This is a genomic window from Mycobacterium sp. NPDC003449, assembly GCF_053588415.1.
Genome location: NZ_JBSFPX010000008.1, coordinates 1 through 20,893, shown reverse-complemented (window position 1 = coordinate 20,893; position 20,893 = coordinate 1). Strand labels below are relative to the sequence as shown.

The following is a 20,893-nucleotide window of genomic DNA, read 5'->3' as shown; positions in this document are numbered from 1 at the left end:
GGTAGGTGACGACCAAGTCCACAACGGCATGATTCGTCGTCCAATGCACGGTGCCGCCGGCCGCGGCGTTCGACGGCTGGGAGGTCCTATCCCACTATTCCTTTGGCGAGCACGGCATCGAGGGCTGTCCGGGCAGCAGGAGTGCCGGACACTCGCACCGATCCGCCCCGCGTCCACGCCCACAACGCCAGATCGAGAACGGGCGCGCGGACCGTTGCCTCGGGGTCCCCGGTCGTCGCACGAACCCCTTTGGGAAATGGGCCCTGACCATCGGACCTCCACCAGGAACCCGCCTCGACCAACCAGGTCTGGCCGGTGTCGGTAGCGATCAGCTCCACGACCGCGTCGGCACGATAGGTTTCGCCGTATCCCGGCCAACCCCACATCACGTCCACAGCGTGATCCACCGCGCCCGCGGCGACGTCGTCGGCGATGGGACCCACGGGCAGACCCGCGACCAGTTCAGCGTCGACCCGGTGCATCGTTGCCTCGTAGGTCTGCATTCGCCGGCTGAATCCCACGGTCTGATCAGCCGGCCACCAGGACCAGCACGCCTGCGAATCCTCATAGGCCGCCAACGCGGTCAGCATCGAACCCGTCGAGCGCTCGAGGATCGGCACCATGTCCGCCATGGTGGCGGGTCGGTCCGGCTTGGCGGCCTCGATAGCGGGAAGGTCGGCCGCGTCCTGCACCCGCCTCGAGAGGATCTCCGCCCAGAAGAAGTGCACACTCGTCAGGTGCCACAACAGATCCGCGGCACTGAACTCCGGGCAGGTGGGGCACGTCGAATCGGGCTGGGCATCCACCAGCACCGCGGCCAGCCGAGCCGCCTCCCGGCCGATGATCTCGATGTGGTCCACAGTCAGGCCTCCGCTTGCAGGGCCATACCGCCCGCCGCCCCGGCCATTACCGCAACCCTGCCATCCAATGTTCCCAACAGAACTACTCCATCCTCGATGTGCCGCCAGACCGGCCCCGACGCTTGTTCCGATCGTCAACTATCACTCGCCACCCAGCCACGACGCATCACGAAGCCCCGGTCGGCAGCAGTTTGGCTTTGAGATAGCTTGACGTCTCCTGCTGGGCGAATGTCATCTCCGACAACGCTCTTCGTGAGGCCTACAGCCGGGTCTCACGGCGACGCCTGCCTGTTCGTGGCTTCAGCCGATACTGCCTAACCGTTATCAACGGTAACACCGCTTCCTGCGAGGCCGCCGTAGCGCAGGAGTTGAGCCGACGAGCTGCGGCATTCGACGCCTCATCTTTGATATCAAGCGATTGACCCGGATTTCCGCACGCTGGTAACTTCCGGCAACGTATGGCTACCATGCGTGTCCGCCTGCGACGTGAGAGCGAGCCATCGATGACCGCTGCCGATTGTCACGATGTTGTCGCACGGCATCCGCCAGCCGACGGTCATCCGGACTCCATAATCGAACTGACATAGGGAAATGCATCGTGAACCTGGACGAGACAATCTCCATCTTGCGTGCGTTCTACGCCGCGGAAACCGCGTATCTGAGGTCGGCGACGAAGGACTTCTCCGCGCTGGCCACCACATTGCATGCCGATTGTATTGTGCGGCACCCCGAGTCGCTTCCATATGCCGGATCCTGGGTGGGCCACCACGGCGTACAGAGGTGGCTGGGGCGGTTCGGTGACACGTGGTCGACGCTGGCCGTCACCGATCCGTCGTTCTTCCCGTCCCCTCCGGACCGGGTGTTCGTGCGTTGCACGGTTGATGCAGTCGCCCGTTCCAACGGGGCGAGTGTCAGTTGGCCCATGTTGCAGATGATCACTGTCAAAGAGGGGCTCATTGCCGAGATCGAGCCCTTCATGTGGGACACCGCCAAGACATTGAGCGCCTTGCGAGACGACTGATCGAACGGGGAAAAACGTCGAGGACACTGTGGTCCGTACTACAACCGAAGGTGGCATAAAAGCGGCACCCGGGTGGTTGCACGTTTCACCGGATATAGTGAGTATTCCTGTCTTTCCACGGTCCCGTGCAGTGAGGCGAGTACGTCCGGTTCGTGTTTACCGTTCGCGCGATGAAGCGTCAACGACGGAGTATGTGGCTGCCGGACCGGTGGGTCGTCCGCCAATCGATTCTCAAACCGGTTGGTGTCTGGGCGATTAAAGACGCCTACGGGTGCCACGAGAATCGAGGAGCTCACCAGTGACCTGCAGAGCCGGGCAGGTGCCGACCGTCGAGAACTCGCGAGAAAGGCCTGGCCGCATCACCATCGCCCTCGCTGCCGTCGGGATCATCCTGGTGGCTGCGAATCTCAGACCAGCGGTAGTCGCCGTGGCGCCGCTGGTGGAAAGCATCAGGTCGTCCACCCACTGGTCCAGTGCGATGATTGGTGCGCTGAGCACGTTTCCCCTGCTGATGTTTGGACTCTCAGCTCCGCTGGGCCCCTATCTGGCGGCGAAGATCGGCCTCGAGCGCACCGTGTTCGCCGCACTCGTCGGTATGGCCGTGGGCATCGCACTTCGGGTCGTACCCAACGTAGGCGCGTTGTTCATCGGCTCAGCCTTGGTGGGTGCGGGCATCGGCGTCTGTAACGCAACGCTGCCCGCTCTCATCAAACGCGACTTCGCACAACACTCCGGATTGATGACGGGGTTGTATTCGATGGCGTTGTCCGGTGGGGCGGCCGTAGCGGCGGCACTTGCGGTTCCACTCAATAATGCCGTGGGAGGGCAGTGGCGGACCACACTGGTTATCTGGGTGATCCCGGTCGTGATCGCAATCATCGTGTGGATATCGCAGCTGCGGTGGGCGCACCCAGCCGAACCCGACGTCGCGAAGGGACGCACCGTGATGCGGAACCCGATCGCGTGGGCAATTACCATCTTTATGGCTGCACAATCGACGATCTTCTTCGCGATCACCGCATGGCTTCCTGAGATCTTGATCGAACGTGGCCTCTCCCCTGCCGGTGCAGGTGCCGTGCTGGCCGTCTGCCAGATAGCCTCCTTGCTCAGTTCCTTGATCGCACCCATGATCGCTGTGCGCTACCGAGACCAACGGGTGTTCACCCTCATCACGGTCGGTCTGTGCGCGGCGGGCTTCATCGGCTTTCTGAGCACCGACCAGGGGCCGGTGCTCTGGACCCTGTGCATCATGGTGGGCCCGGGCGCCGGCGTGGCACTGTCGTTGTTGTTCATGGTGCTCCGCAGCACGTCTTCCGCGCAGACCAGCCAGGTCTCAGGAATGGCCCAGAGCATGGGCTACCTGCTTGCCGCCGCGGGACCCCTCATTCTCGGAGTGCTGCATGATCTGACGGGTTCGTGGACCGTTGCGACCGCAGCGCTGAGCACCGTCTTGATACCCCAGGCGCTGGCCGCCCTGATCGCCGGCCGAGACGTCACGATGGCCGAACCGGCCGAAACCGGCGGCCGCGGGTGAAAACCGTTGATGCGGCTCGCTGATGTCGTACGGACCTCATCGGTGTCTGCGCCTCTAGCGTCACAGTTTCCACCATCTCCAGTCTTTGGTCATTCACATCGCGGTCCGGCGGCCGGTACGCCCATCAGGACCGTCCGGAGTTGCTGCGCGGTGCGCGTCCCAGCGACTGGCCGAAGTAGATCGCCTCATCGACAGTAGCTGCCATGCCGCGCGCTTGCGGGGCCGCGGTACACCCCTCCACGCCTCACGTCCCTCAGCTAGCATCGGCGAGCGGCAAATTTTAATATCGTTCCAGCCGAACGATTTCGGGAAGCGTGGGGTCAGTGACAGCGACGTTGATGGTCAGCTACTTCGGCAACAAGAGCAGTCGTTTCGACCGTGCGAGGTACCTCGCACACCACATTCCCCTGGTCACCCAGACCTGGAAACCCTTTGGGCTCCAGCGTGTTGAAGTGTACTTCTCGGACGACTCCGCCCCTCGTGACGAGATGGCCGCGACATGTCTATGCCACTTCATTGATAGCGCCGCCTTGGCGCGTGCGTTGGCGGCGCCCGAGACCGAGCCGGTCATGGCAGATATCAGCACATTCACCGACATCGCGCCCTCGCGCTTCAGCATGTTCGAGGCTGAAGCAGCCACCTGAAACCAGGTGAACAGCGAGCGGGAGATGAGGGCCACCCGCCACATTCTCCGAATGCACCGGCTCAGTCGGCAGGTACGGCGCGGTCCAACAGAACCAGCAGTCGGCGCAACTCGCCGTCGCCGAGCTCCGCCAGCGGAGACTGCTCCGCCGCAGCGCGCACCGCAGCGATTCGCACTCGCCGGCCCTTGTCGGTCAGGACGAGGACACGCGAGCGGCGGTCATCGGGACCGACCGAGCGTTCGACGAATCCCCGCTCGACGAGCTGGTTGGTGATGAAGGACAGATTCGGGGCGTTACAGAAGATTCGTTCGGCCATCACCTTCATCGACGGTGGTGGCGCGTCCGGATCGATCGCCCACAAGGCTTGAAACGTCGCCGTCGTCAGACCGTGTTCTTCCAGCACTTCCCCGAGTAGGTGATTGGTGCGCATCCAGATGAGATGAATCGCCGCGACCACCTCGACTAGTTCGGACGCGGCCATACCGCCAGTCTACGACGGTTCGAGTTTCGAACTATTCGGTAGGATGAATTATTCAAGACTCGAAGTACATGGAGGACACGATGCGAGACGACTATCGCGACGTCACGGCACTCGTCACGGGCGCATCCAAGGGCTTGGGTCGAACGCTCGCGCTGCAGCTGGCGGGACGGGGAGCAGCGCTGATCCTGGTCGCCCGCTCCGAAGCGCAACTGCACGAGCTCGCCGCCGAGATCAGGCAACGACACAGCAACCGGGTCGTCGAGGTGATCGTCGGCGACCTCGTCGCCCCCGACGGCCCGCAACACATAATTCGGCAGCTCAGAGATCGCGGCCTGACCGTGGATCTGCTGATCAATAACGCCGGAGCGGGCGATGCGGGGGGCTTCCTACGCCGCCCGCTCGGGCCGCAACTGCGCGACATCGAACTCAACGTCAACGCTCTGCTCACGCTGACCCACGCCATCGGAGGCCAGCTGGTTGCCCGCGGCTCCGGCGGCATCATCAACATCTCGTCGGCAGCGGCCTTTCAGCCATTGCCCTTCCAAGCCAGCTATGCCGCGAGCAAGGCGTTCGTGACCTCCTTCAGCGAGTCGCTGGCCGAAGAACTGCGCGGGACCGGGGTACACGTGATGGCGTCACACCCTGGCGCGATCGACACCGGCTTCTTCGACCGCACCACCGCCACCATCCAGTCCGGCGCCGACACTCCGGAACGAATCGCGACACGAACGCTGGACGACTACGCCAAGCGCCGCTCGGCGTCCTACCCGGGCCACCCCCGAATCCGAGTCGTCAGCTGGCTACCTCGGGTGCTTCCACGGGCCACCACCGCCCGATTGGCTGGCGCCGTCAACCGGAAGCAGCGCTACGACGAGGTGGTCGACGCCACGTAACCGGTCGGATCAGCCGAATCGGTTGTCCGTCAAGGAAGGCTTGGACGTTGTCGTGCGCCTCGCCGAAGAACCGTCGATGGCTGTTCCGAGTGACGTACCCCAGGTGCGGCACCCCTCGCGAGCACGGTGTGGGACTCGGTACTTCTAGCCAGGTCCGTCACTGGCCGCCGCCAGCAATGGGACCAGGATGTCCCCGATCGGTGTCGTCAACCCGTGCTCACGAGCTTTGCGCACCACGACCCCGTTGCGGATGTCCCATTCAAGCGGCCTGCCGAGCTCACGGTCGGTCAACATCGACGTCGTCATGTCCTGCGGTAGTTCGACCAACATCGTAGCCATCTCGTTGAGGACATCGTCACCGAGACGTGCGCCCTCGGCCCGTGCGACGGTGAGGCATTCGGCAAGGTAAGAGCGCGCCAGCGCGGCTGTGTCGGCACGGTGGAACATCCCGAACTTGCGGCCGGTGAGCACCATGAGCCCGGCGACCGCGTTGACGAGCAGCTTGTGCCACGCGGCGGTGACGAAGTCGGAGTCGAGGTCGATGGTCAACCTCTGCGTCCTCAGCACGTCGGCCAACCGGCGCCCCGCGTCGTCGTCGGGCAGCACCATCCGCGCCGGCGTGCGCAACCGGATCCAACCATCCGGGTGCGTCGCCGACGAGAACCAGATGACGGCGGGCACGACCGTTGACGCCGGGCAGAACCTGCCGACCCGCGCCACCTGCTCAACGCCGTTCTGCAGCGCCAGCACCACCGTATTCTGATCGCACAGTTTGGCCAGCCAATCGGCGGCGCTGTCGTTCTGGGTGTCCTTGACTCCCAACAGCACGACGTCCGCCGGGCCCGGTGCGTCGGCCGGGTTGGTGTAGACCGGCCCGGGCACCGTCACGGGGCCGCCGTGGTCGTCGCGGAGTTCGATGGAGGCCCGGGGCGTACGACCGTAGAGCGCTACTTGGTGGCCGGCGTCGTACAGGAGGGCGGCGACGGTCGCGCCGATGGCGCCCGGGCCGATAAGAGCAATATTCACTCCCGCAAATGTACCGAATTCTGCCCTGCCGGACGCGTCACGCGGTCAGACCTCGCCCCCCGACGAGTCTCGATGTGGCGCAACCCTGTTCGACGGCATCGATCCGCTGACCGCTCGCACCGTTCACGCCGCGGCAGCGCGAGGAGTCTGGCACTAACGCCACGCCGAAGGGTGACCCCACCGAGGGATCCTGCGTTCGCGCCCCGGCGGGCCAGAAGCGCGTGGCGGACAAATTTCCACGAGTGGCGAAGATAGGGAATAGGAACACAGATCTGAAGGCTGTGGCTTCCCGTGAATGATGAAGCCGATCAGGACAAGCTGCTCTCCGACACGAAGGCGATCAACGACTTCAACGCCACGGTCATCGACGAATTTCGCGCCAACGGTGGCACGTTGAGCGAGACGTTCGCAAAAGGCATCATCGAAGTGCGGACCTTGCTGCTGCTGCACACGACGGGAGCCAAATCGGGCCACCCGCGGCTCACCCCGCTGTCGTACGTGTCGGTCGATGGCCGAATGTTCATCGTCGGATCTTTCGGGGGTGCGCCCATAGACCCCGCGTGGGTTCACAACCTGCGGACCGATTCATCCGCGCGCATCGAGGTCGGACCCGAGGTCTACGACGTCACTGCCCGTGAACTGGGCGCCGAGGAGCGCGATGCAACATGGTCAGAGATCGTCCGAATTGCGCCGCTCTACGCCGAATACGAGACCAAGACCGACCGGACAATTCCGCTGTTCGAGCTGGTACGCGCCTAACCCGTGGCGGATCTCCAGTCATCCTCGCCGGGTGCGCCAAGGTGCCTCGCCGGCGCTGACTAGTCTCGATGGCAGCGTAGTTCGCGCTACACCACCAAGCATGAGTTGCCGTCGACAATCGACGCGGGCGGGCCGGCGTGTATCCGTACAGCTGGGCGCCTTGCCGCTGCACTTTGCAAGAGCCGCAACATGGTCGGCGTGATCGAGGCTTGGTAATGGACATCGACAGACTAGGAGTATTCATTGACCGCCCAACACATCGTTCTCGAGTCAGTCGGCAGCTTCTACGCTGGCGGACAACGGATAACGATTACCGGCGAACCGCACCAACACGTGCGACTTACCGGAGATCTTCCCGCCTACGCCCATGATCCGAACGGGACTTATGCGATTGACCATGCCTACGTCAACTATTTGATCCCGGCGAGGAGCACCAAACCACCCGTTGTCTTCGTCCATGGCGGCGGCCTGACCGGCGCGATGTGGGAAAGCACTCCGGATGGCCGACCAGGATGGGTGACCAGTTTCCTGACGGCCGGTCATCCCTGTTACGTCGTGGACAATGTCGAACGCGGCCGCGCCGGATGGTGTTCACTGCCAGGACAGTGGGAGGGCCAACCAATTCTGCGCAATGAACAGCAATCCTGGGACGTCTTCCGGATCGGCCGCATGTCCGACTATGCCGAACGCCGCGCATTCCCCGGTTCGCAGTTTCCCGTCTCGGCGCTAGAAGAAGTAACGCGACAGTCGGTCCCACGCTGGACCAGCAGTAACGGCCGCGCCGTGGCGAGCCTTACCGCTGCCGTGGAGCGCATCGGCCGCTGCGTCCTCGTCGGCCACAGCCACGGCGGAGGCATCTCCGCTCACGTAGCGATGATGAACCCGGGCCTGGTTGCGGCCGCCGTCTTGCTGGAGCCACACGGACTACCCGACATCTCCGAAGGGGCCGCCCCGGGTCCGCAGGTCATCATCCAAGGCGACTTCATCGAGGAGAGCGCTCTTTACGAGGACCTCCAAGCCGTCTGGTCCAAATATGTCGTCGCTGCCGCACAACACGGGGTGCGGGCCGAGACCCTGGTGCTCCCCGAGCTCGGCCATACCGGCAATTCCCACAATATGATGATGGATCTGAACAGCGACGACGTCGCCGAAACTGTGCAAAGTTGGATCTCCCAGAACGTCGCGAGTTAGCTCCGTGCACGAAATTTCGCGAAACGGTGCGTGCAAGAGTGTGGCTCGGGTACGCGAGCGACAGGCGAAGACGACGGGGCGCTGGGCCATCCGGTATTCCGGTCAGACCGGCCAAGCCTAAGGTGTCGGTATGACACTGTCAGGGAAGACCATGTTCATCTCCGGCGCGAGCCGCGGTATCGGGCTGGCGATCGCCAAGAAGGCCGCCGCCGACGGCGCGAACATCGCCCTGGTCGCCAAGACCGCCGAACCGCACCCGAAGCTCGAAGGCACGATCTACACCGCGGCCAAGGAGATCGAGGAGGCCGGCGGGCAGGCGCTGCCGATCGTCGGCGATGTCCGCGACGGCGACTCGGTGGCCGGTGCGGTGGCCAAGGCGGTCGAACAGTTCGGTGGCATCGACCTGTGCGTCAACAACGCCTCGGCGATCAACCTCGGCTCCATCGAGGAGGTGCCGCTCAAACGGTTCGACCTGATGAACGGCATCCAGATCCGCGGCACCTACGCCGTCTCACAGGCCTGCATCCCGCACATGAAGGGCCGGGAGAATCCGCACATCCTGACCCTGTCACCGCCGATCCGGCTGGAGTCCGAATGGCTCAAACCCACGGCGTACATGATGGCGAAGTTTGGGATGACCCTGTGCGCGTTGGGGATCGCCGAGGAGATGCGCGAGGCCGGCGTCGCATCCAACACGCTGTGGCCGCGCACCCTGGTGGCCACCGCGGCGGTGCAGAACCTGCTCGGCGGCGACGAGGCGATGGGACGGGCCCGCAAACCCGACGTCTACGCCGACGCCGCCTATGCGATCTTCACCAAACCGGCCCGCGAGTACACCGGGCAGAGCCTGCTGTGCGAGGACGTGCTGCTCGACTCCGGCGTCACCGACCTGTCGGTGTATGACTGCGTGCCCGGCTCGGACCTCGGCGTCGATCTGTGGGTCGACACCCCCAACCCGCCCGGGTACACCCAGCCCTGACTGTCGAGCACCCGTCCCGTCCTCAACGCGCCGTCGGGGCGGGTTCGGTTCGGTGCCGGCCCGCGGCCGCGGTCAGCTCACGTTGACGACGGCTGGGCCGGGTACGTACGTTCTGCGGCCACCAGAACCATCGGCCCATCAACGCCGCGATGGCCGGTGTCATGAACGACCGCACCACCAGGGTGTCGAAGAGCAGCCCGAGCCCGATGGTGGTACCCACCTGCCCCAGCACGCGTAGGTCGCTGATCGCGAACGACATCATGGTGAAGGCGAACACCAGACCGGCCGAGGTCACCACGCTGCCGGTGCCGCCCATCGACCTGATGATGCCCGTGTTCAATCCCGCATCGCGCTCTTCCTTGAAGCGGGACACCAGCAGGAGGTTGTAGTCCGATCCGACCGCCAGCAGAATGATCACCGACATCCCCAGGATCAACCAGTGCAGTTCGAGCCCGATGATGTGTTGCCAGAGCAGGACGGACAGGCCGAACGACGCGGCCAGCGACAGCACCACCGTGCCGACGATCACCAGTGCGGCGATGAATGCCCGGGTGATCACCAGCATGATGGCAAAGATCAAGCAGAGCGCGGACACGGCAGCGATCATGAGGTCATAATTGGAGCCCTCCTGCATGTCCTTGTAGGTCGCGGCGGTGCCACCCAGGTAGATCTTCGAGGTTTCGAGAGGCGTTCCCTTGATGGCCTCGAACGCCGCGTTCTTGATCTCGTCGATGTGGGAGATGCCCTCCGCGGACGCCGGATCCCCTTGATGGGAGATGATGAAGCGCACGGCCTTACCGTCGGGCGACACGAATTGTTTGAGGCCCCGTTTGAAATCCTCGTTGTCGAAGACCTCGGGCGGTAAGTAGAACGAGTCGTCGATCTTGGACTCGTCGAACGCCTGGCCCATCGCATTCGAGTTCTGTTGCTGCTCGGCCTGCTGGTCCTGGCGGCCCTTCTGCGTCGCGTAGTTGGCCAGGATCTGGTCACGGTTGGCCTCCTGACTCGCGATCTGCGGAGGGAGAAGGGCATTCAGTTTCGGCTGGAGAGCATCGAGCTTGTCCAAACTGGCTGTGACGCTTCCGAATTGGTCGACGACCGCGTCTATGCCGTCGAGGGCGTCGAACACCGATCGTATTGCGGCGCAAGAGGGAATGTCGAAGCAGTGCGGTTCCCAGTAGAAGTAGTTGCGCAGCGGCCGGAAGAAGTCGTCGAAGGTGGCGATCTTGTCGCGCAGATCCATGACGATCGGAATCATCTGGTGGAAGGCTTCGGTCTGCTCGTGTTGGGCGGCCGCGCTCTCCCGCTGCAGTGCCATCTGCTGGCGCAGGACCCCGATGGTCTTGGAGATGTCGCCGGCCTGGGCCAGGAGGTCAGCCGTGCGTTCCTCCGAATAGGACTGGTTCAACTGTTCGGTGACGCCCTGCATGCCGATCTGGTACGGGATCGAGGTGTGCTCGATCGGGGTGCCCAGTGGCCGGGTGATGGCCTGCACCCGGGCGATGCCGGGCAGGTGGAAGATCGACTTGGCGATCCGGTCGACGATGAGCATGTCCGCCGGGTTTCGGATGTCATGGTCGGCCCGGACCAGCAGCAACTCGGGATTGAGGCGGGCCTGGGAGAAGTGCCGCTCCGCCGCGGCGTAGCCCTCGTTCGCCTCGATGCCGGCGGGCAGGTAATCCCGGTCGTTGTAGCTCGTCGTGTAGGACGGTAGGGCCAGCAACCCGACCAGGGCGACCGCGATGGTCGCTGCCAGGATCGGGCCGGGCCAACGCACGACGGCGGTGCCCACCCGACGCCACCATCGCGTGGTCGCGGTGCGTTTGGGGTCGAGGAATCCGAATCGACTGGCCACCGTCATCACCGCGGGGGCCATGGTGACCGCCCCCAGCGTGACGACGAGCATGCCGAGGGCCAAGGGCACACCCAGCGTCTGGAAATAGGGCAATCGGGTGAAACTCAGACAGAACGTCGCCCCGGCGATGGTCAGGCCCGAGCCGATGATCACGTGCGCGGTGCCTCGAAACATGGTGTGGTAGGCGGTCTCTCGGTCTTCGCCGGCTTGACGCGCCTCGTGATAGCGGCCGATGAGGAAGATCGCGTAGTCGGTGCCCGCCGCGATCGCCAACATGGTGAGGAGATTGACCGCGAACGTCGAGAGCCCGATCAGCTCGTAGTGGCCGAGAAATGCCACCATGCCCCTGGCCGCGACCAATTCGAGCATCACCATCAGCAGCGCCAGGGCCAGGGTGATGACCGAGCGGTAGACCAGCAGCAGCATCACCAGGATCACCACGACGGTCAACGCGGTGACCATCTGCACGCTCTCGTCACCGGCGTGCTGCTGGTCGGAGGCCAGCGGCCCCGACCCGGTGACGTAGACCTTCAGACCCGCCGGCGGCGGATCGGCGGCCACGGCGTCTTTGACCGCCTGGGCGGATTCGTTGGCCAAGGTCTCACCCTGGTTGCCGGCCAGGTACAGCTGCACGTAGGCCGCTTTGTTGTCGGCGCTCTGCGCGCCCGCCGCGGTGAGCGGATCGCCCCAGAAGTCCTGGACGTGCTGGATGTGGGTGGGGTCCGCCCTGAGTTTGGCGATCAGCCCGTCGTAGTAATGGTGGGCCTCACCCCCGAGTGGCTGCTCGCTCTCCAGAACGATCATCGCCGAGCTGTCGGAGTCGAATTCTTCAAAGAGCTTGCCTACCAGCGTCGTCGCCTGCAGCGACGGTGCGTCATCGGGCGCCTGGGACACCGAGTGTTCCTGACCGACCACCTCCAGTTGGGGGACGACCACGTTGACGATGACGCTCAACGCCACCCAGGCCAACAGGATCGGTACCGAGAAGCGCCGAATGAACCGGGGAATCGCCGGATGCTGGCCGGCGTGGTTGTCACTCACGCGGACTTCACCAGGCAGAACGTCTGTGCCCGCACCGCGTTCGTCGTCTTCTCCTCCTTGACCTTGTCGTTCACCACGATGCGGCAACCGATGCTGTCTCCGTCGCCCTGGGCCACGATTGAGGCACTGGCCGACGGTGCGGTGGTGGTGAGCGTGATCGACCAGGGCAGCGGGGTATTCCTGACGATCTGCGGTACCGCTTCGAGGTCGAGATAGTTGATGGTCGCCACGGCGCCTTCCATTCCGAAGATTTCGTACTTCACGACTTTGGGGTCGAACGGCTCGGCATCCTCGGCGAGACCGGCGCCGGGTCGGGTGATCTCGTTGTCCGAGGCGAACAATCCGTGCATGCGGTAGACCACCAATCCGCCTATCGCGAAGACCACCACGATGAGCAGCGGAATCCATGCCCGCTTCACTAGTCCGACCACTGATGTGCCTTTCGTTTCGCCTGACCGAGCTCGCGTCTGTGCACCATCTGGCCAAGGGGTCGTGCGGCGGAGGATTTTGCGATAGTTGAACGATCGCAAAACAAACACTAAGCGGTCACCAAAACTATGGCAAGCCGTTCGGTCAACTACACGATGCTGCGAAGACCGGTTGATCCCCTAGGTCAGTAACGGAGGGCTAGCGTGGAGCATTCGGAGGGCGAACGAGTCCACCAGGAGGGAAGCGACGTGGCGAAGCCGGTGTCACCGCGGGGCCTCGCCAGGGAACGAATCCTCGAAGCCGCACTTACCCTGTTCGCCGAACACGGCGTGCACGGGACATCGCTGAAGATGATCGCCGACCGCGTCGGGGTCAGCAAACCCGCGGTGTACTACCAATTCCAGTCCAAGGAAGACATCGTCCTGGAAGTGCTGCGCCCGACGATCGAGGACATGGCGCGCGTCGTCAGAATCGCCGAAGCACTGCCCGACCGGGAGGCGCGGCAGGCGGTCGCCATCAGCGGCATGGTGGAAATGGCGATACGGCACCGACGGCTGGCCGTGCTGTTTCACGGCGACCCGGCGATCGACCAGATCGTCCTGGCCGAGCCCGAATACAGATCCGTCTCCGATCGGGTCCGCGAGTTGGTGGAGGGCCCCGAACCCGACCCGGCCAGGCGGATCGCGTTGTCAGTCTTCGTCGGCGGGGTGGGCCGGGCAGTCTCCGACCCCCTGCTCGCCGACATCGACGATGCCGACCTGCACGGCGCGCTCCTGGACCTGTCGAACCGGCTCTTGTCGCCGGTCACCTACAACGTCTGAGGCCCAGCCGATCTCAGTCGGCCTGATAGAGAATCCCGCGTCCGATCGCGTCGCGAACCTCCGGCAGGGCAGCCTCGGCCAGCGCGTCGGCGTCGACATCGTGGTGGGCGGCCAACAGATCGACGAGGGCGCCCAGCGGCACTTCGCCGCGGCATCCGGCCAGCAGCGCCCGCATCACCTCGTCGACGCCGAGGACCGCGCCGGGCCCACCCGGCCGGCGGACCGCGGCACCGACCGACTGCCAGCCGCCGGGTCCCGGAAGGGACTGCACCTCCAGGAACACCGGCGCGGTCGAGAGCCGGGCCGCCAGCAGCGCATGGTCCGAGGTGTCGCGCAGGTAGGCCCGCCGGGCGAAGAACGCCTCCACCTCGGGTCCGGTGACCAGCTCGTCGGCGCCGGTGATCTCCTCGAGGATCTGCTCGGGGGATTCGCCGTCCCCCGGCACCCGCAATGAGATCAACCCCATCCCAATCCCGGCGATGTCGTGTTCGGCGAACCAGTCCAGCCAGTCCCCACCACGGCGTGCGGCCTGCTGCGGCGTCTCACCGGCATCGGCCAGCCACATCGAGACATAGCCGACCGGGTCGGCGAGCTCGCGCTGCACCACCCAGGCGTGCAGCCCGGTACCCGACAGCCAGCCGCCGACCCGCTCCCGCCAGTCATCGCCGTTGCGCACGATCCAATTGGCCATGATGTGTGCCGTGCCACCGGGCGCCATGTGTGCGCCGATCTGTTCGATGATGCTCTCGCACAGGACATCTCCCGCGACACCCGAATCACGGTAGAGATAGTCGAGCGCGCCCGAGCCGACCACGAACGGCGGGTTGGAGACGATCAGGTCGAAGCGTTCGCCCGCCACCGGCTCGAACAGGCTGCCACAGCGCAGATCCCACGACATCCCGTTGAGCCGGGCAGTGGCCGCCGCCAGCGCCAGTGCCCGCGGATTGGTGTCGGTGGCCACGATGTCGGTGCAGTGCGCGTCGAGGTGCAGCGCCTGAATGCCACAGCCGGTGCCCAGATCCAGCGCACGTCGCACCGGGGTGCGGACGACGGCGCGGGCCAGCGACACCGACGCCCCGCCGATCCCGAGGACGTGATCGTGGCGCACCGGCCCGCCACGCACCGCGGAGTCCTGATCGGAGACGACCAGAAAGTCCCGCGCCCCGTCACTGTGCGGCCGGATGTCCAGAGCCGCCCGCAGGACGTGCCCGTCCCGCTCGAGTACGCCGCTGGCCACCAGCGCCTCCGGCGGCGTCGACGGAAACGCGAGCTCGACGTGTTCGGGCGGCTCGTCGGCGCCGAGCAGGAACAGGCGCACCAGCACGGCCAGTGGTCGCTTGTCGACGGGCGCGGCCAGCGTGACGCGCAGCGCGGGCCACCACACGCCCCGGCCCAGCGCCGCATCCGCCTCCGCGCCCAACAGCTCGGCCACCCCGTCGATCGAATAACCGGCCGCGCGCAGATCGGCCCCGACCGCGTCGAGCAGCCGGGGCTCCAGCGCGGTCAAAACAGCGACGCTTCGGGTTCGGCGGGCTCGATCAGTTCCGGGCCGTTGTTGCGGACAGTGTTGACCAGCCGGGACACCTCCCGGATGGCGATGCGGTCCAGATCGCCGTGCCCGCGCAGCAGCCCCTCGTCGATCGGGGCGTCAGGATCCAGCCAGCGGTCCCAGTCCGATGCGCTGATCGTCAGCGGCATCCGGTCGTGGACCTCGGCGAGCGGCCCGGCGGCGTCGGTGGTGATGATCGTGCAGCTCAGCAGCGGTGCGCTGGCGCGCGGCGCACCCGAGGGCCGCCATGTGGTCCACAGCCCGGCCATGAACAGCGGCTCACCGTCGGAGCCGTACATGTAGAACGGCGTCTTGGCCACCTTCTTGGGTTTGCCGCCCGCGGCGCCGTCGTTGGGTTTCCACTCGTACCAGCCGTCCATCGGGATCAGGCAGCGCTTGTTCTTGGCCGAGTTGCGGAACGCCGGCGACGTGGTCACCTTCTCGGCGCGGGCATTGATCAGCAGCGGCCCCTTGTTGTCGGGGGCGCCGTCCTCGGTGGTCTTCACCCACGGCGGGATCAGCCCCCACCGCATCGACCGCAGCCGGCGGGTCGATTCGTCATCGGGGTCGGTGTGGCGTTTGACCACGCTGCTGATGGTGGTCGTGGGCGCCACGTTGTAGTTGGCACCCGCGAGGTCCTTCCCACCGGCGCCGTCGGCCGGGCGTTCCGCCGTCTCGTCAATGGCCTGGATCTTCTGGGCCAACAGCGCCGGATCGGTGGTCACCGCAAAACGTCCACACATAGAGCCCATGCTCGCAGAAACCGGACCATGCAGGATGAGGCAGGATGTAGTACGTGCAAAACTGGCCCGCCCCGTCCACGACGGTTCCCGTCGACGCCACCGTGACGGTGCCCGGCTCGAAATCGCTGACCAACCGGGCCCTGATCCTGGCCGCGCTGGCCACCCCCCAGGGGTCGTCGACCGTCCGCGGCGCGTTGCGCAGCCGAGACACCCATCTGATGATCGACGCGATCCGCACGCTGGGGGTCACGGTCGATGGTGACGGCAGCGAGCTGACCGTGAGCGGCGCGATCGGACCGGCTCCCGATGCGCGGGTGGACTGCGGGCTGGCCGGGACGGTGCTGCGGTTCGTGCCGCCGCTGGCCGCACTGAGCACGTCGTCGGTGACCTTCGACGGCGACGCCCAGGCCAGGTCGCGGCCGATGGCTCCGCTGCTGACCGGGCTGCGTGGGCTCGGAGTCGATATCGACGGCGACGGGCTGCCGTTCGTCGTGCGCGCAACCGGCGCGATCACCGGCGGAACCGTGGAGATCGACGCGTCGGGCTCCTCGCAGTTCGTCTCGGGGCTGCTGCTGTCCGGGGCCACCATGCGCGACGGGCTCACCATCGTGCACACCGGTGCCTCGGTCCCGTCGGCGCCGCATGTGGCGATGACGGTGGCGATGCTGCGCGATGCCGGTGTCGCCGTTGATGATTCGACTCCCAACCGGTGGCACGTCTCCCCCGGCCCGGTGGCGGCGCGGGAATGGGTCATCGAACCCGACCTCTCCAACACCACCCCGTTCCTGGCGGCCGCGCTGGCGACCGGCGGCACCGTCCGGATCTCGGGATGGCCCGCGGCCAGCATCCAGCCCGCCGACACCATCCTCGCCCTGCTGGCGAAGGTCGATGCGACCGTGCGCCACACCGGTTCCCAGCTGGAAGTCGGCGGCGCGGACGGCTACGACGGCTTCGAGGCCGATCTGCACGACGTCGGCGAACTCACCCCGACGATGGCGGCGCTGGCCACGCTGGCTCGTGAGGGCTCGACCTCGAGGTTGCGGGGTATCGCCCACCTGCGCGGGCACGAGACGGACCGGTTGGCCGCGCTGACCGCCGAGATCAACGGTCTCGGCGGCGACTGCGCCGAGACCGAGGACGGTCTGCTGATCACGGCGCGGCCGCTGCACGGCGGGACCTGGCGGTCCTACGCCGACCATCGGATGGCCACCGCGGGCGCCATCATCGGCCTGCGGGTTCCCGGCGTCGAGGTGGAGAACATCGAGACAACGGCCAAGACCCTGCCCGACTTTCCGCTGATGTGGGTCGAGATGCTGGCCGCCGCAGGGTAATCGGACTTGAGCGCTCGGGAGTACGACGAATCCGACGTCCGGATCAGGCCGGGGCGGGGTACCCGCCCGCGCACCAAGACCCGGCCCGAGCACGCCGATGCCCGCCCGGCCATGGTGGTGACCGTCGACCGCGGTCGCTGGGGCTGCGCCCTCGACCGTGACCAGGACCACCGGGTGACCGCCATGCGGGCCCGCGAGCTCGGCCGCACCCCGATCGTGGTGGGCGATGACGTCGACGTGGTCGGGGACCTGTCCGGGCGGCCCGACACGCTGGCCCGCATCGTCCGCCGGGGGGATCGGCGAACGGTGTTGCGCCGCACCGCCGACGACACCGACCCGACCGAACGGGTGGTGGTGGCCAACGCCGACCGGCTGCTGATCGTGGTGGCGCTGGCCGATCCCCCGCCCCGGACCGGATTCGTCGAACGCGCGCTGATCGCCGCCTACGCCGGCGGGCTGGAACCGGTGCTGTGCCTGACCAAGTCGGATCTCGCACCGCCCGAGCCGTTCGCGGCGCAGTTCACCGATCTGGACCTGACCATCGTCAACGCGGGCCGCGACGATCCGCTGGACACGGTGGCCCCACTGCTCACCGACCGGGTCACGGTGTTCCTCGGCCATTCCGGGGTCGGCAAGTCGACCCTGGTGAATCGCCTTGTCCCCGAGGCCGAGCGGGCCACCGGTGAGGTTTCGGGGGTCGGGAAGGGTAAACACACCTCGACGCAGTCGGTGGCGTTGCCGCTGGGCGGCGACGGTTGGGTGATCGACACGCCGGGGGTGCGCTCGTTCGGGCTGGCCCATATCGAACCCGACGATGTGCTGCTGGCGTTCTCCGATCTGGCGGAGGCCATCGCCGACTGCCCGCGCGGCTGCGGGCACATGGGACCGCCCGCCGATCCGGAGTGCGCGCTGGACCCCCTGTCCGGCCCGGCCGCAGACCGGGTCGCCGCGGCGCGACGGCTGTTGGCGGTCCTGAAAGAATCCTGATAATCGGGCCCCCAACCTTGCTGGTTAGTGTATCTAAGCGTTAGATCGTGGCATGGAACGTACCGATAACGACACCTGGGATCTCGCCACCAGCGTCGGCGCCACCGCGACCATGGTCGCGGCGGGCCGTGCCCGCGCCACCAACGCCGCGGCCGCCCTGATCGACGATCCGTTCGCCGAACCCCTGGTGCGCGCCGTCGGCGTCGAATTCTTCATCCGCTGGGCCACCGGCGAACTGGACTCCGCCGCGGTCGACATTCCGGGCGCGCCGTGGGGCATGGAGCAGATGACCAACCTGCTCGCGGCCCGCACCCGCTACTTCGACGCGTTCTTCGGCGATGCGACGGCCGCCGGGATCCGCCAGGTGGTGATCCTGGCGTCGGGCCTGGACGCCCGCGCTTACCGGCTCGCCTGGCCGGCCGGGACCGTCGTCTTCGAGATCGACGTCGCCGACGTGCTGTCCTTCAAGACCACCGCGCTGTCCGACTTGATCGCGATCCCCACCGCGGAGCTGCGGAATGTGCCCGTGGACCTCCGCGACGACTGGGCATCGGCGTTGTGCGCAGCGGGTTTTGATCCGACCCGGCCGTCGGCGTGGAGCGCCGAGGGGCTGTTGCCGTTCCTGCCCTCCGACGCGCAGGACAAGCTGTTGGACACCATCAGCGAGCTCAGCGCCCGAGGCAGCAGGCTGGCCTCGGAGGTGGCGCTGATCGGCAGCGACAGTGAGACAGACGGTTTCGACGGCTTCGATCCGATCACCGAACGGTGGCGCGAGCACGGTTTCGACGTCGAGTTGGGCGATCTCGGCTATCCGGGCCCGCGCAACGACGTCGACGAGTACCTCGGCGCACTGGGCTGGAGCTCGACCCGCACCCCGCTGACCACCCTGCTCGCCGAAGCCGGTCTGCCGGTACCACCGCGCACCGACGGCCAGCATTCGCTCAGCGACAACTACTACAGCACCGCGATCAAGGACTGACCCGTACCCGACCAGCCGTCGGGCCGGCCACGTTACGGTTCCTGACCATGGCCACTTACGTTCTCACCGGCAGCGCGTCCGGAATCGGCGCAGCCACCAAGACCCGACTACAGGCCGACGGCCACGATGTGATCGGAATCGACCTGCACGACGCGGATGTGACCGTGGACCTTGGCACGTCCGAGGGCCGGGCCAGCGCGATCGCCCGGGTGACCGAGATCGCCGGTGACCGGATCGACGGCTTCGTCCCGTTCGCCGGGCTGGCCGCCGCGACCGGTCGGGCGGCCCGGCCGCTCATCGCGGTCAACTACTTCGGGGCGATCGAACTGCTGGAAGGTCTTCGCCCCCTGCTGGCCCGTGGCGAGAATCCGTCGGTAGTGCTGATCAGTTCCAATTCGACGACCAGCCAGCCGAATTGGCCGGTCGCCCTGGCCGACGCATGCCTGGCCGGCGATGAGGCCGGCGCGAACGCCGTCGCGGACTCGTGCGGGGACTACGCGGCCCTGCAGGCGTACCCGGCGACCAAGGCGGCGCTCGCCTACTACGCACGCACCAGGTCCGCGGAGTACATCGCCGACGGCATCCGGCTCAACGCGATCGCGCCGGGTCTGGTCGACACCCCGATGACCCAGCAGGGGCGCAAGGACCCGTTGACCGGTGAGGCGATGGAGCAGTTCCTCAAGACCATTCCCGCCGGGCGCGGCGGACGCCCCGATGAGGTGGCCGCGCTGGTGGCCTACCTGCTGGCCCCGGACGCCGGGTACTTCGTCGGGTCGGTGATCTTCATCGACGGCGGGACCGACGCCGCGTTCCGCGGTAAGGACTGGCCCAAGGTGTGGCAGATCGACAGGTGACGGGCGCGAGCGCGCGAGCGTGCGCATATGCCGGCCGCGGGCGGCGTGTCGGGCGGCAGACCCGCACGCTCGCCGTGCCACGGCTACTTGGCCTGCTTGGCGTCCTTCGCGGCCTCGTCCTTGGCCTTCTGGATCGCGACCCGGCCTTCGGGGCTGGCCGCCGAGTTCCCCGGCTTCGTCGCGGTGGCGACACCGGCGTTGCAGTTCAGGTTCAGCACCGTGTCGCTGACCGGTGCGAAGTCGTCGCCCTTGAGCCACGGCGCCTTCTCCGAACTGGTCACCACACAGTCGTCGTCGGACAGCGAATCGCCCGAACGCGAGGCGACCACCCCCTTCATTCCGGCATCGCTCAACGCCGACTGGGCATCGCCATAGGTCTGCCCGGCGTAGTCGTCTGCCGAGGCCACCCCGGTGGCCAGCATTCCCACCGGTATCGCGCATGCGCCGAATGCGGCTACGGCCACACCATGCAGCTTGTTCATCTCGCCCTCCGAGCCGACAACCGAACGTATTCAGTGGCCGAAGGCTAGAACCGCCGACTGCCAGGCCGCTGGGAGGACGTCGGGTGAACACTTGGAGTTACCCCATGACTGGACCTCATCGTCCGGCATTTCGGAATGAATCACACGCCATCACCTGAAACAGCGATTGACCTTACCCATAACTGGACGATAAAGTTCAATTCAGTTCGCCCGAATGTACCGCGACAGACAGGACATCGCCATGACCGCAGGTCATCTCCCCCGCCGCCTGGCCGCCACCGCCGGCCTGGCCGCCCTCATCGCCATGGGTGGCCTGCTCGCCGCCTGCGGCACCAGCGAAGAGCAGGCCCCGACCAGTCCGACCACGACGACCACCACCACGACGACCACGACGACGGCACCCCCGGAAACCCCGGCTCCGCCGCCGCCGGTCG

General features: G+C 66.3%; 20 protein-coding genes and 1 pseudogene. 13 read left to right on the top strand and 8 right to left on the bottom strand.

Features of this window, described 5'->3' with window-relative positions; all coding sequences use genetic code 11:
* Positions 1-86 precede the first annotated feature (86 nt).
* Entirely contained in the window at positions 87-860 is a 774-nt protein-coding gene (locus ACWDTP_RS04215; RefSeq protein ID WP_450016892.1) for a maleylpyruvate isomerase family mycothiol-dependent enzyme, read from the bottom strand.
* Between the two features lie 598 nt (positions 861-1,458).
* Between ACWDTP_RS04215 and ACWDTP_RS04210 the strand changes: the two genes are divergently transcribed.
* From ACWDTP_RS04210 to ACWDTP_RS04200, 3 genes are all read left to right on the top strand, one after another.
* Positions 1,459-1,881, top strand: a complete 423-nt coding sequence (locus ACWDTP_RS04210) for a nuclear transport factor 2 family protein (RefSeq protein ID WP_450016890.1) — start codon at positions 1,459-1,461, stop codon at positions 1,879-1,881.
* A 298-nt stretch (positions 1,882-2,179) separates the two neighbouring features.
* Positions 2,180-3,415 (top strand): CynX/NimT family MFS transporter, encoded by a 1,236-nt coding sequence (locus ACWDTP_RS04205; protein WP_450016888.1) that lies wholly within the window; start codon positions 2,180-2,182, stop codon positions 3,413-3,415.
* 323 nt (positions 3,416-3,738) lie between these two features.
* The gene (locus ACWDTP_RS04200; RefSeq protein ID WP_450016887.1) at positions 3,739-4,059 is read left to right on the top strand and encodes an EthD family reductase; all 321 of its coding nucleotides are present in this window, start codon (positions 3,739-3,741) and stop codon (positions 4,057-4,059) included.
* Positions 4,060-4,120: 61 nt separating this feature from the next.
* Here the strand turns inward: ACWDTP_RS04200 and ACWDTP_RS04195 are convergent, their stop codons facing one another.
* A complete protein-coding gene (locus ACWDTP_RS04195; RefSeq protein WP_450016886.1) occupies positions 4,121-4,540 on the bottom strand; it encodes a MarR family winged helix-turn-helix transcriptional regulator in 420 nt (139 codons plus the stop codon).
* A gap of 80 nt (positions 4,541-4,620) precedes the next feature.
* Here ACWDTP_RS04195 and ACWDTP_RS04190 point away from each other — a divergent pair, with 80 nt between their 5' ends.
* Complete coding sequence (locus ACWDTP_RS04190; protein ID WP_450016884.1) at positions 4,621-5,433, top strand: SDR family NAD(P)-dependent oxidoreductase; 813 nt, start codon at positions 4,621-4,623, stop codon at positions 5,431-5,433.
* Positions 5,434-5,577: 144 nt separating this feature from the next.
* Here the strand turns inward: ACWDTP_RS04190 and ACWDTP_RS04185 are convergent, their stop codons facing one another.
* Positions 5,578-6,459 carry an oxidoreductase gene (locus tag ACWDTP_RS04185; RefSeq protein ID WP_450016882.1) on the bottom strand — a complete coding sequence of 294 codons (882 nt, stop codon included), beginning with the start codon at positions 6,457-6,459 and terminating at the stop codon, positions 5,578-5,580.
* Positions 6,460-6,750: 291 nt separating this feature from the next.
* On the opposite strand from ACWDTP_RS04185, the gene ACWDTP_RS04180 reads away from it, so the two are divergent.
* The 3 genes from ACWDTP_RS04180 (at position 6,751) to ACWDTP_RS04170 (ending at position 9,388) form a co-directional block, all read left to right on the top strand.
* The gene (locus ACWDTP_RS04180; RefSeq protein ID WP_450016880.1) at positions 6,751-7,218 is read left to right on the top strand and encodes a nitroreductase family deazaflavin-dependent oxidoreductase; all 468 of its coding nucleotides are present in this window, start codon (positions 6,751-6,753) and stop codon (positions 7,216-7,218) included.
* A 243-nt stretch (positions 7,219-7,461) separates the two neighbouring features.
* Positions 7,462-8,409, top strand: coding sequence for an alpha/beta fold hydrolase (locus ACWDTP_RS04175; RefSeq protein ID WP_450016878.1), 948 nt, complete (start codon positions 7,462-7,464; stop codon positions 8,407-8,409).
* A 130-nt stretch (positions 8,410-8,539) separates the two neighbouring features.
* Positions 8,540-9,388, top strand: a complete 849-nt coding sequence (locus ACWDTP_RS04170) for an SDR family oxidoreductase (RefSeq protein ID WP_450016876.1) — start codon at positions 8,540-8,542, stop codon at positions 9,386-9,388.
* Between the two features lie 22 nt (positions 9,389-9,410).
* Here ACWDTP_RS04170 and ACWDTP_RS04165 read toward each other — a convergent pair whose 3' ends face one another.
* Positions 9,411-12,284, bottom strand: a complete 2,874-nt coding sequence (locus tag ACWDTP_RS04165; protein WP_450016874.1) for an MMPL/RND family transporter — start codon at positions 12,282-12,284, stop codon at positions 9,411-9,413.
* Positions 12,281-12,715, bottom strand: coding sequence for an MmpS family transport accessory protein (locus tag ACWDTP_RS04160; protein ID WP_450016872.1), 435 nt, complete (start codon positions 12,713-12,715; stop codon positions 12,281-12,283). Before ACWDTP_RS04160 ends, ACWDTP_RS04165 begins: the two co-directional genes overlap by 4 nt.
* 201 nt (positions 12,716-12,916) lie before the next feature.
* On the opposite strand from ACWDTP_RS04160, the gene ACWDTP_RS04155 reads away from it, so the two are divergent.
* Entirely contained in the window at positions 12,917-13,534 is a 618-nt protein-coding gene (locus ACWDTP_RS04155; protein WP_450016870.1) for a TetR/AcrR family transcriptional regulator, read from the top strand.
* Between the two features lie 13 nt (positions 13,535-13,547).
* Here the strand turns inward: ACWDTP_RS04155 and ACWDTP_RS04150 are convergent, their stop codons facing one another.
* Both ACWDTP_RS04150 and ACWDTP_RS04145 read right to left on the bottom strand, forming a co-directional pair.
* Positions 13,548-15,041: a DUF7782 domain-containing protein gene (locus ACWDTP_RS04150; protein WP_450016868.1), complete on the bottom strand. Its 1,494-nt coding sequence runs from the start codon at positions 15,039-15,041 to the stop codon at positions 13,548-13,550.
* On the bottom strand, positions 15,038-15,826 hold the full coding sequence (locus ACWDTP_RS04145; protein WP_450016866.1) for an SOS response-associated peptidase: 789 nt from the start codon (positions 15,824-15,826) through the stop codon (positions 15,038-15,040). The genes ACWDTP_RS04150 and ACWDTP_RS04145 overlap by 4 nt, the downstream gene beginning before the upstream one ends.
* A 53-nt stretch (positions 15,827-15,879) precedes the next feature.
* On the opposite strand from ACWDTP_RS04145, the gene aroA reads away from it, so the two are divergent.
* From aroA to ACWDTP_RS04125, 4 genes are read left to right on the top strand one after another with little or no spacing between them, the layout of a single operon-like run.
* Positions 15,880-17,157, top strand: coding sequence for a 3-phosphoshikimate 1-carboxyvinyltransferase (gene aroA, locus ACWDTP_RS04140; RefSeq protein WP_450016864.1), 1,278 nt, complete (start codon positions 15,880-15,882; stop codon positions 17,155-17,157).
* A gap of 6 nt (positions 17,158-17,163) precedes the next feature.
* Positions 17,164-18,144, top strand: a complete 981-nt coding sequence (gene rsgA, locus ACWDTP_RS04135) for a ribosome small subunit-dependent GTPase A (protein WP_450016862.1) — start codon at positions 17,164-17,166, stop codon at positions 18,142-18,144.
* Positions 18,145-18,196: 52 nt separating this feature from the next.
* The gene (locus ACWDTP_RS04130; RefSeq protein WP_450016860.1) at positions 18,197-19,123 is read left to right on the top strand and encodes an SAM-dependent methyltransferase; all 927 of its coding nucleotides are present in this window, start codon (positions 18,197-18,199) and stop codon (positions 19,121-19,123) included.
* Positions 19,124-19,170: 47 nt separating this feature from the next.
* Positions 19,171-19,977 (top strand): SDR family oxidoreductase, encoded by an 807-nt coding sequence (locus tag ACWDTP_RS04125; RefSeq protein ID WP_450016858.1) that lies wholly within the window; start codon positions 19,171-19,173, stop codon positions 19,975-19,977.
* 83 nt (positions 19,978-20,060) lie between these two features.
* Here the strand turns inward: ACWDTP_RS04125 and ACWDTP_RS04120 are convergent, their stop codons facing one another.
* Entirely contained in the window at positions 20,061-20,459 is a 399-nt protein-coding gene (locus ACWDTP_RS04120) for a hypothetical protein (RefSeq protein WP_450016856.1), read from the bottom strand.
* A 241-nt stretch (positions 20,460-20,700) separates the two neighbouring features.
* Between ACWDTP_RS04120 and ACWDTP_RS04115 the strand changes: the two are divergent.
* Positions 20,701-20,893, top strand: a pseudogene (locus ACWDTP_RS04115) (LppP/LprE family lipoprotein); the annotation flags it as partial.

Coding starts and splice junctions, on each gene's coding strand:
- ACWDTP_RS04195 (WP_450016886.1), bottom strand. CDS start 4,540: ATGGCCGCGTCCGAACTAGTCGAGGTGGTCGCGGCGATTCATCTCATC.
- ACWDTP_RS04145 (WP_450016866.1), bottom strand. CDS start 15,826: ATGTGTGGACGTTTTGCGGTGACCACCGATCCGGCGCTGTTGGCCCAG.
- ACWDTP_RS04190 (WP_450016884.1), top strand. CDS start 4,621: ATGCGAGACGACTATCGCGACGTCACGGCACTCGTCACGGGCGCATCC.
- ACWDTP_RS04125 (WP_450016858.1), top strand. CDS start 19,171: ATGGCCACTTACGTTCTCACCGGCAGCGCGTCCGGAATCGGCGCAGCC.
- ACWDTP_RS04170 (WP_450016876.1), top strand. CDS start 8,540: ATGACACTGTCAGGGAAGACCATGTTCATCTCCGGCGCGAGCCGCGGT.
- ACWDTP_RS04120 (WP_450016856.1), bottom strand. CDS start 20,459: ATGAACAAGCTGCATGGTGTGGCCGTAGCCGCATTCGGCGCATGCGCG.
- ACWDTP_RS04130 (WP_450016860.1), top strand. CDS start 18,197: ATGGAACGTACCGATAACGACACCTGGGATCTCGCCACCAGCGTCGGC.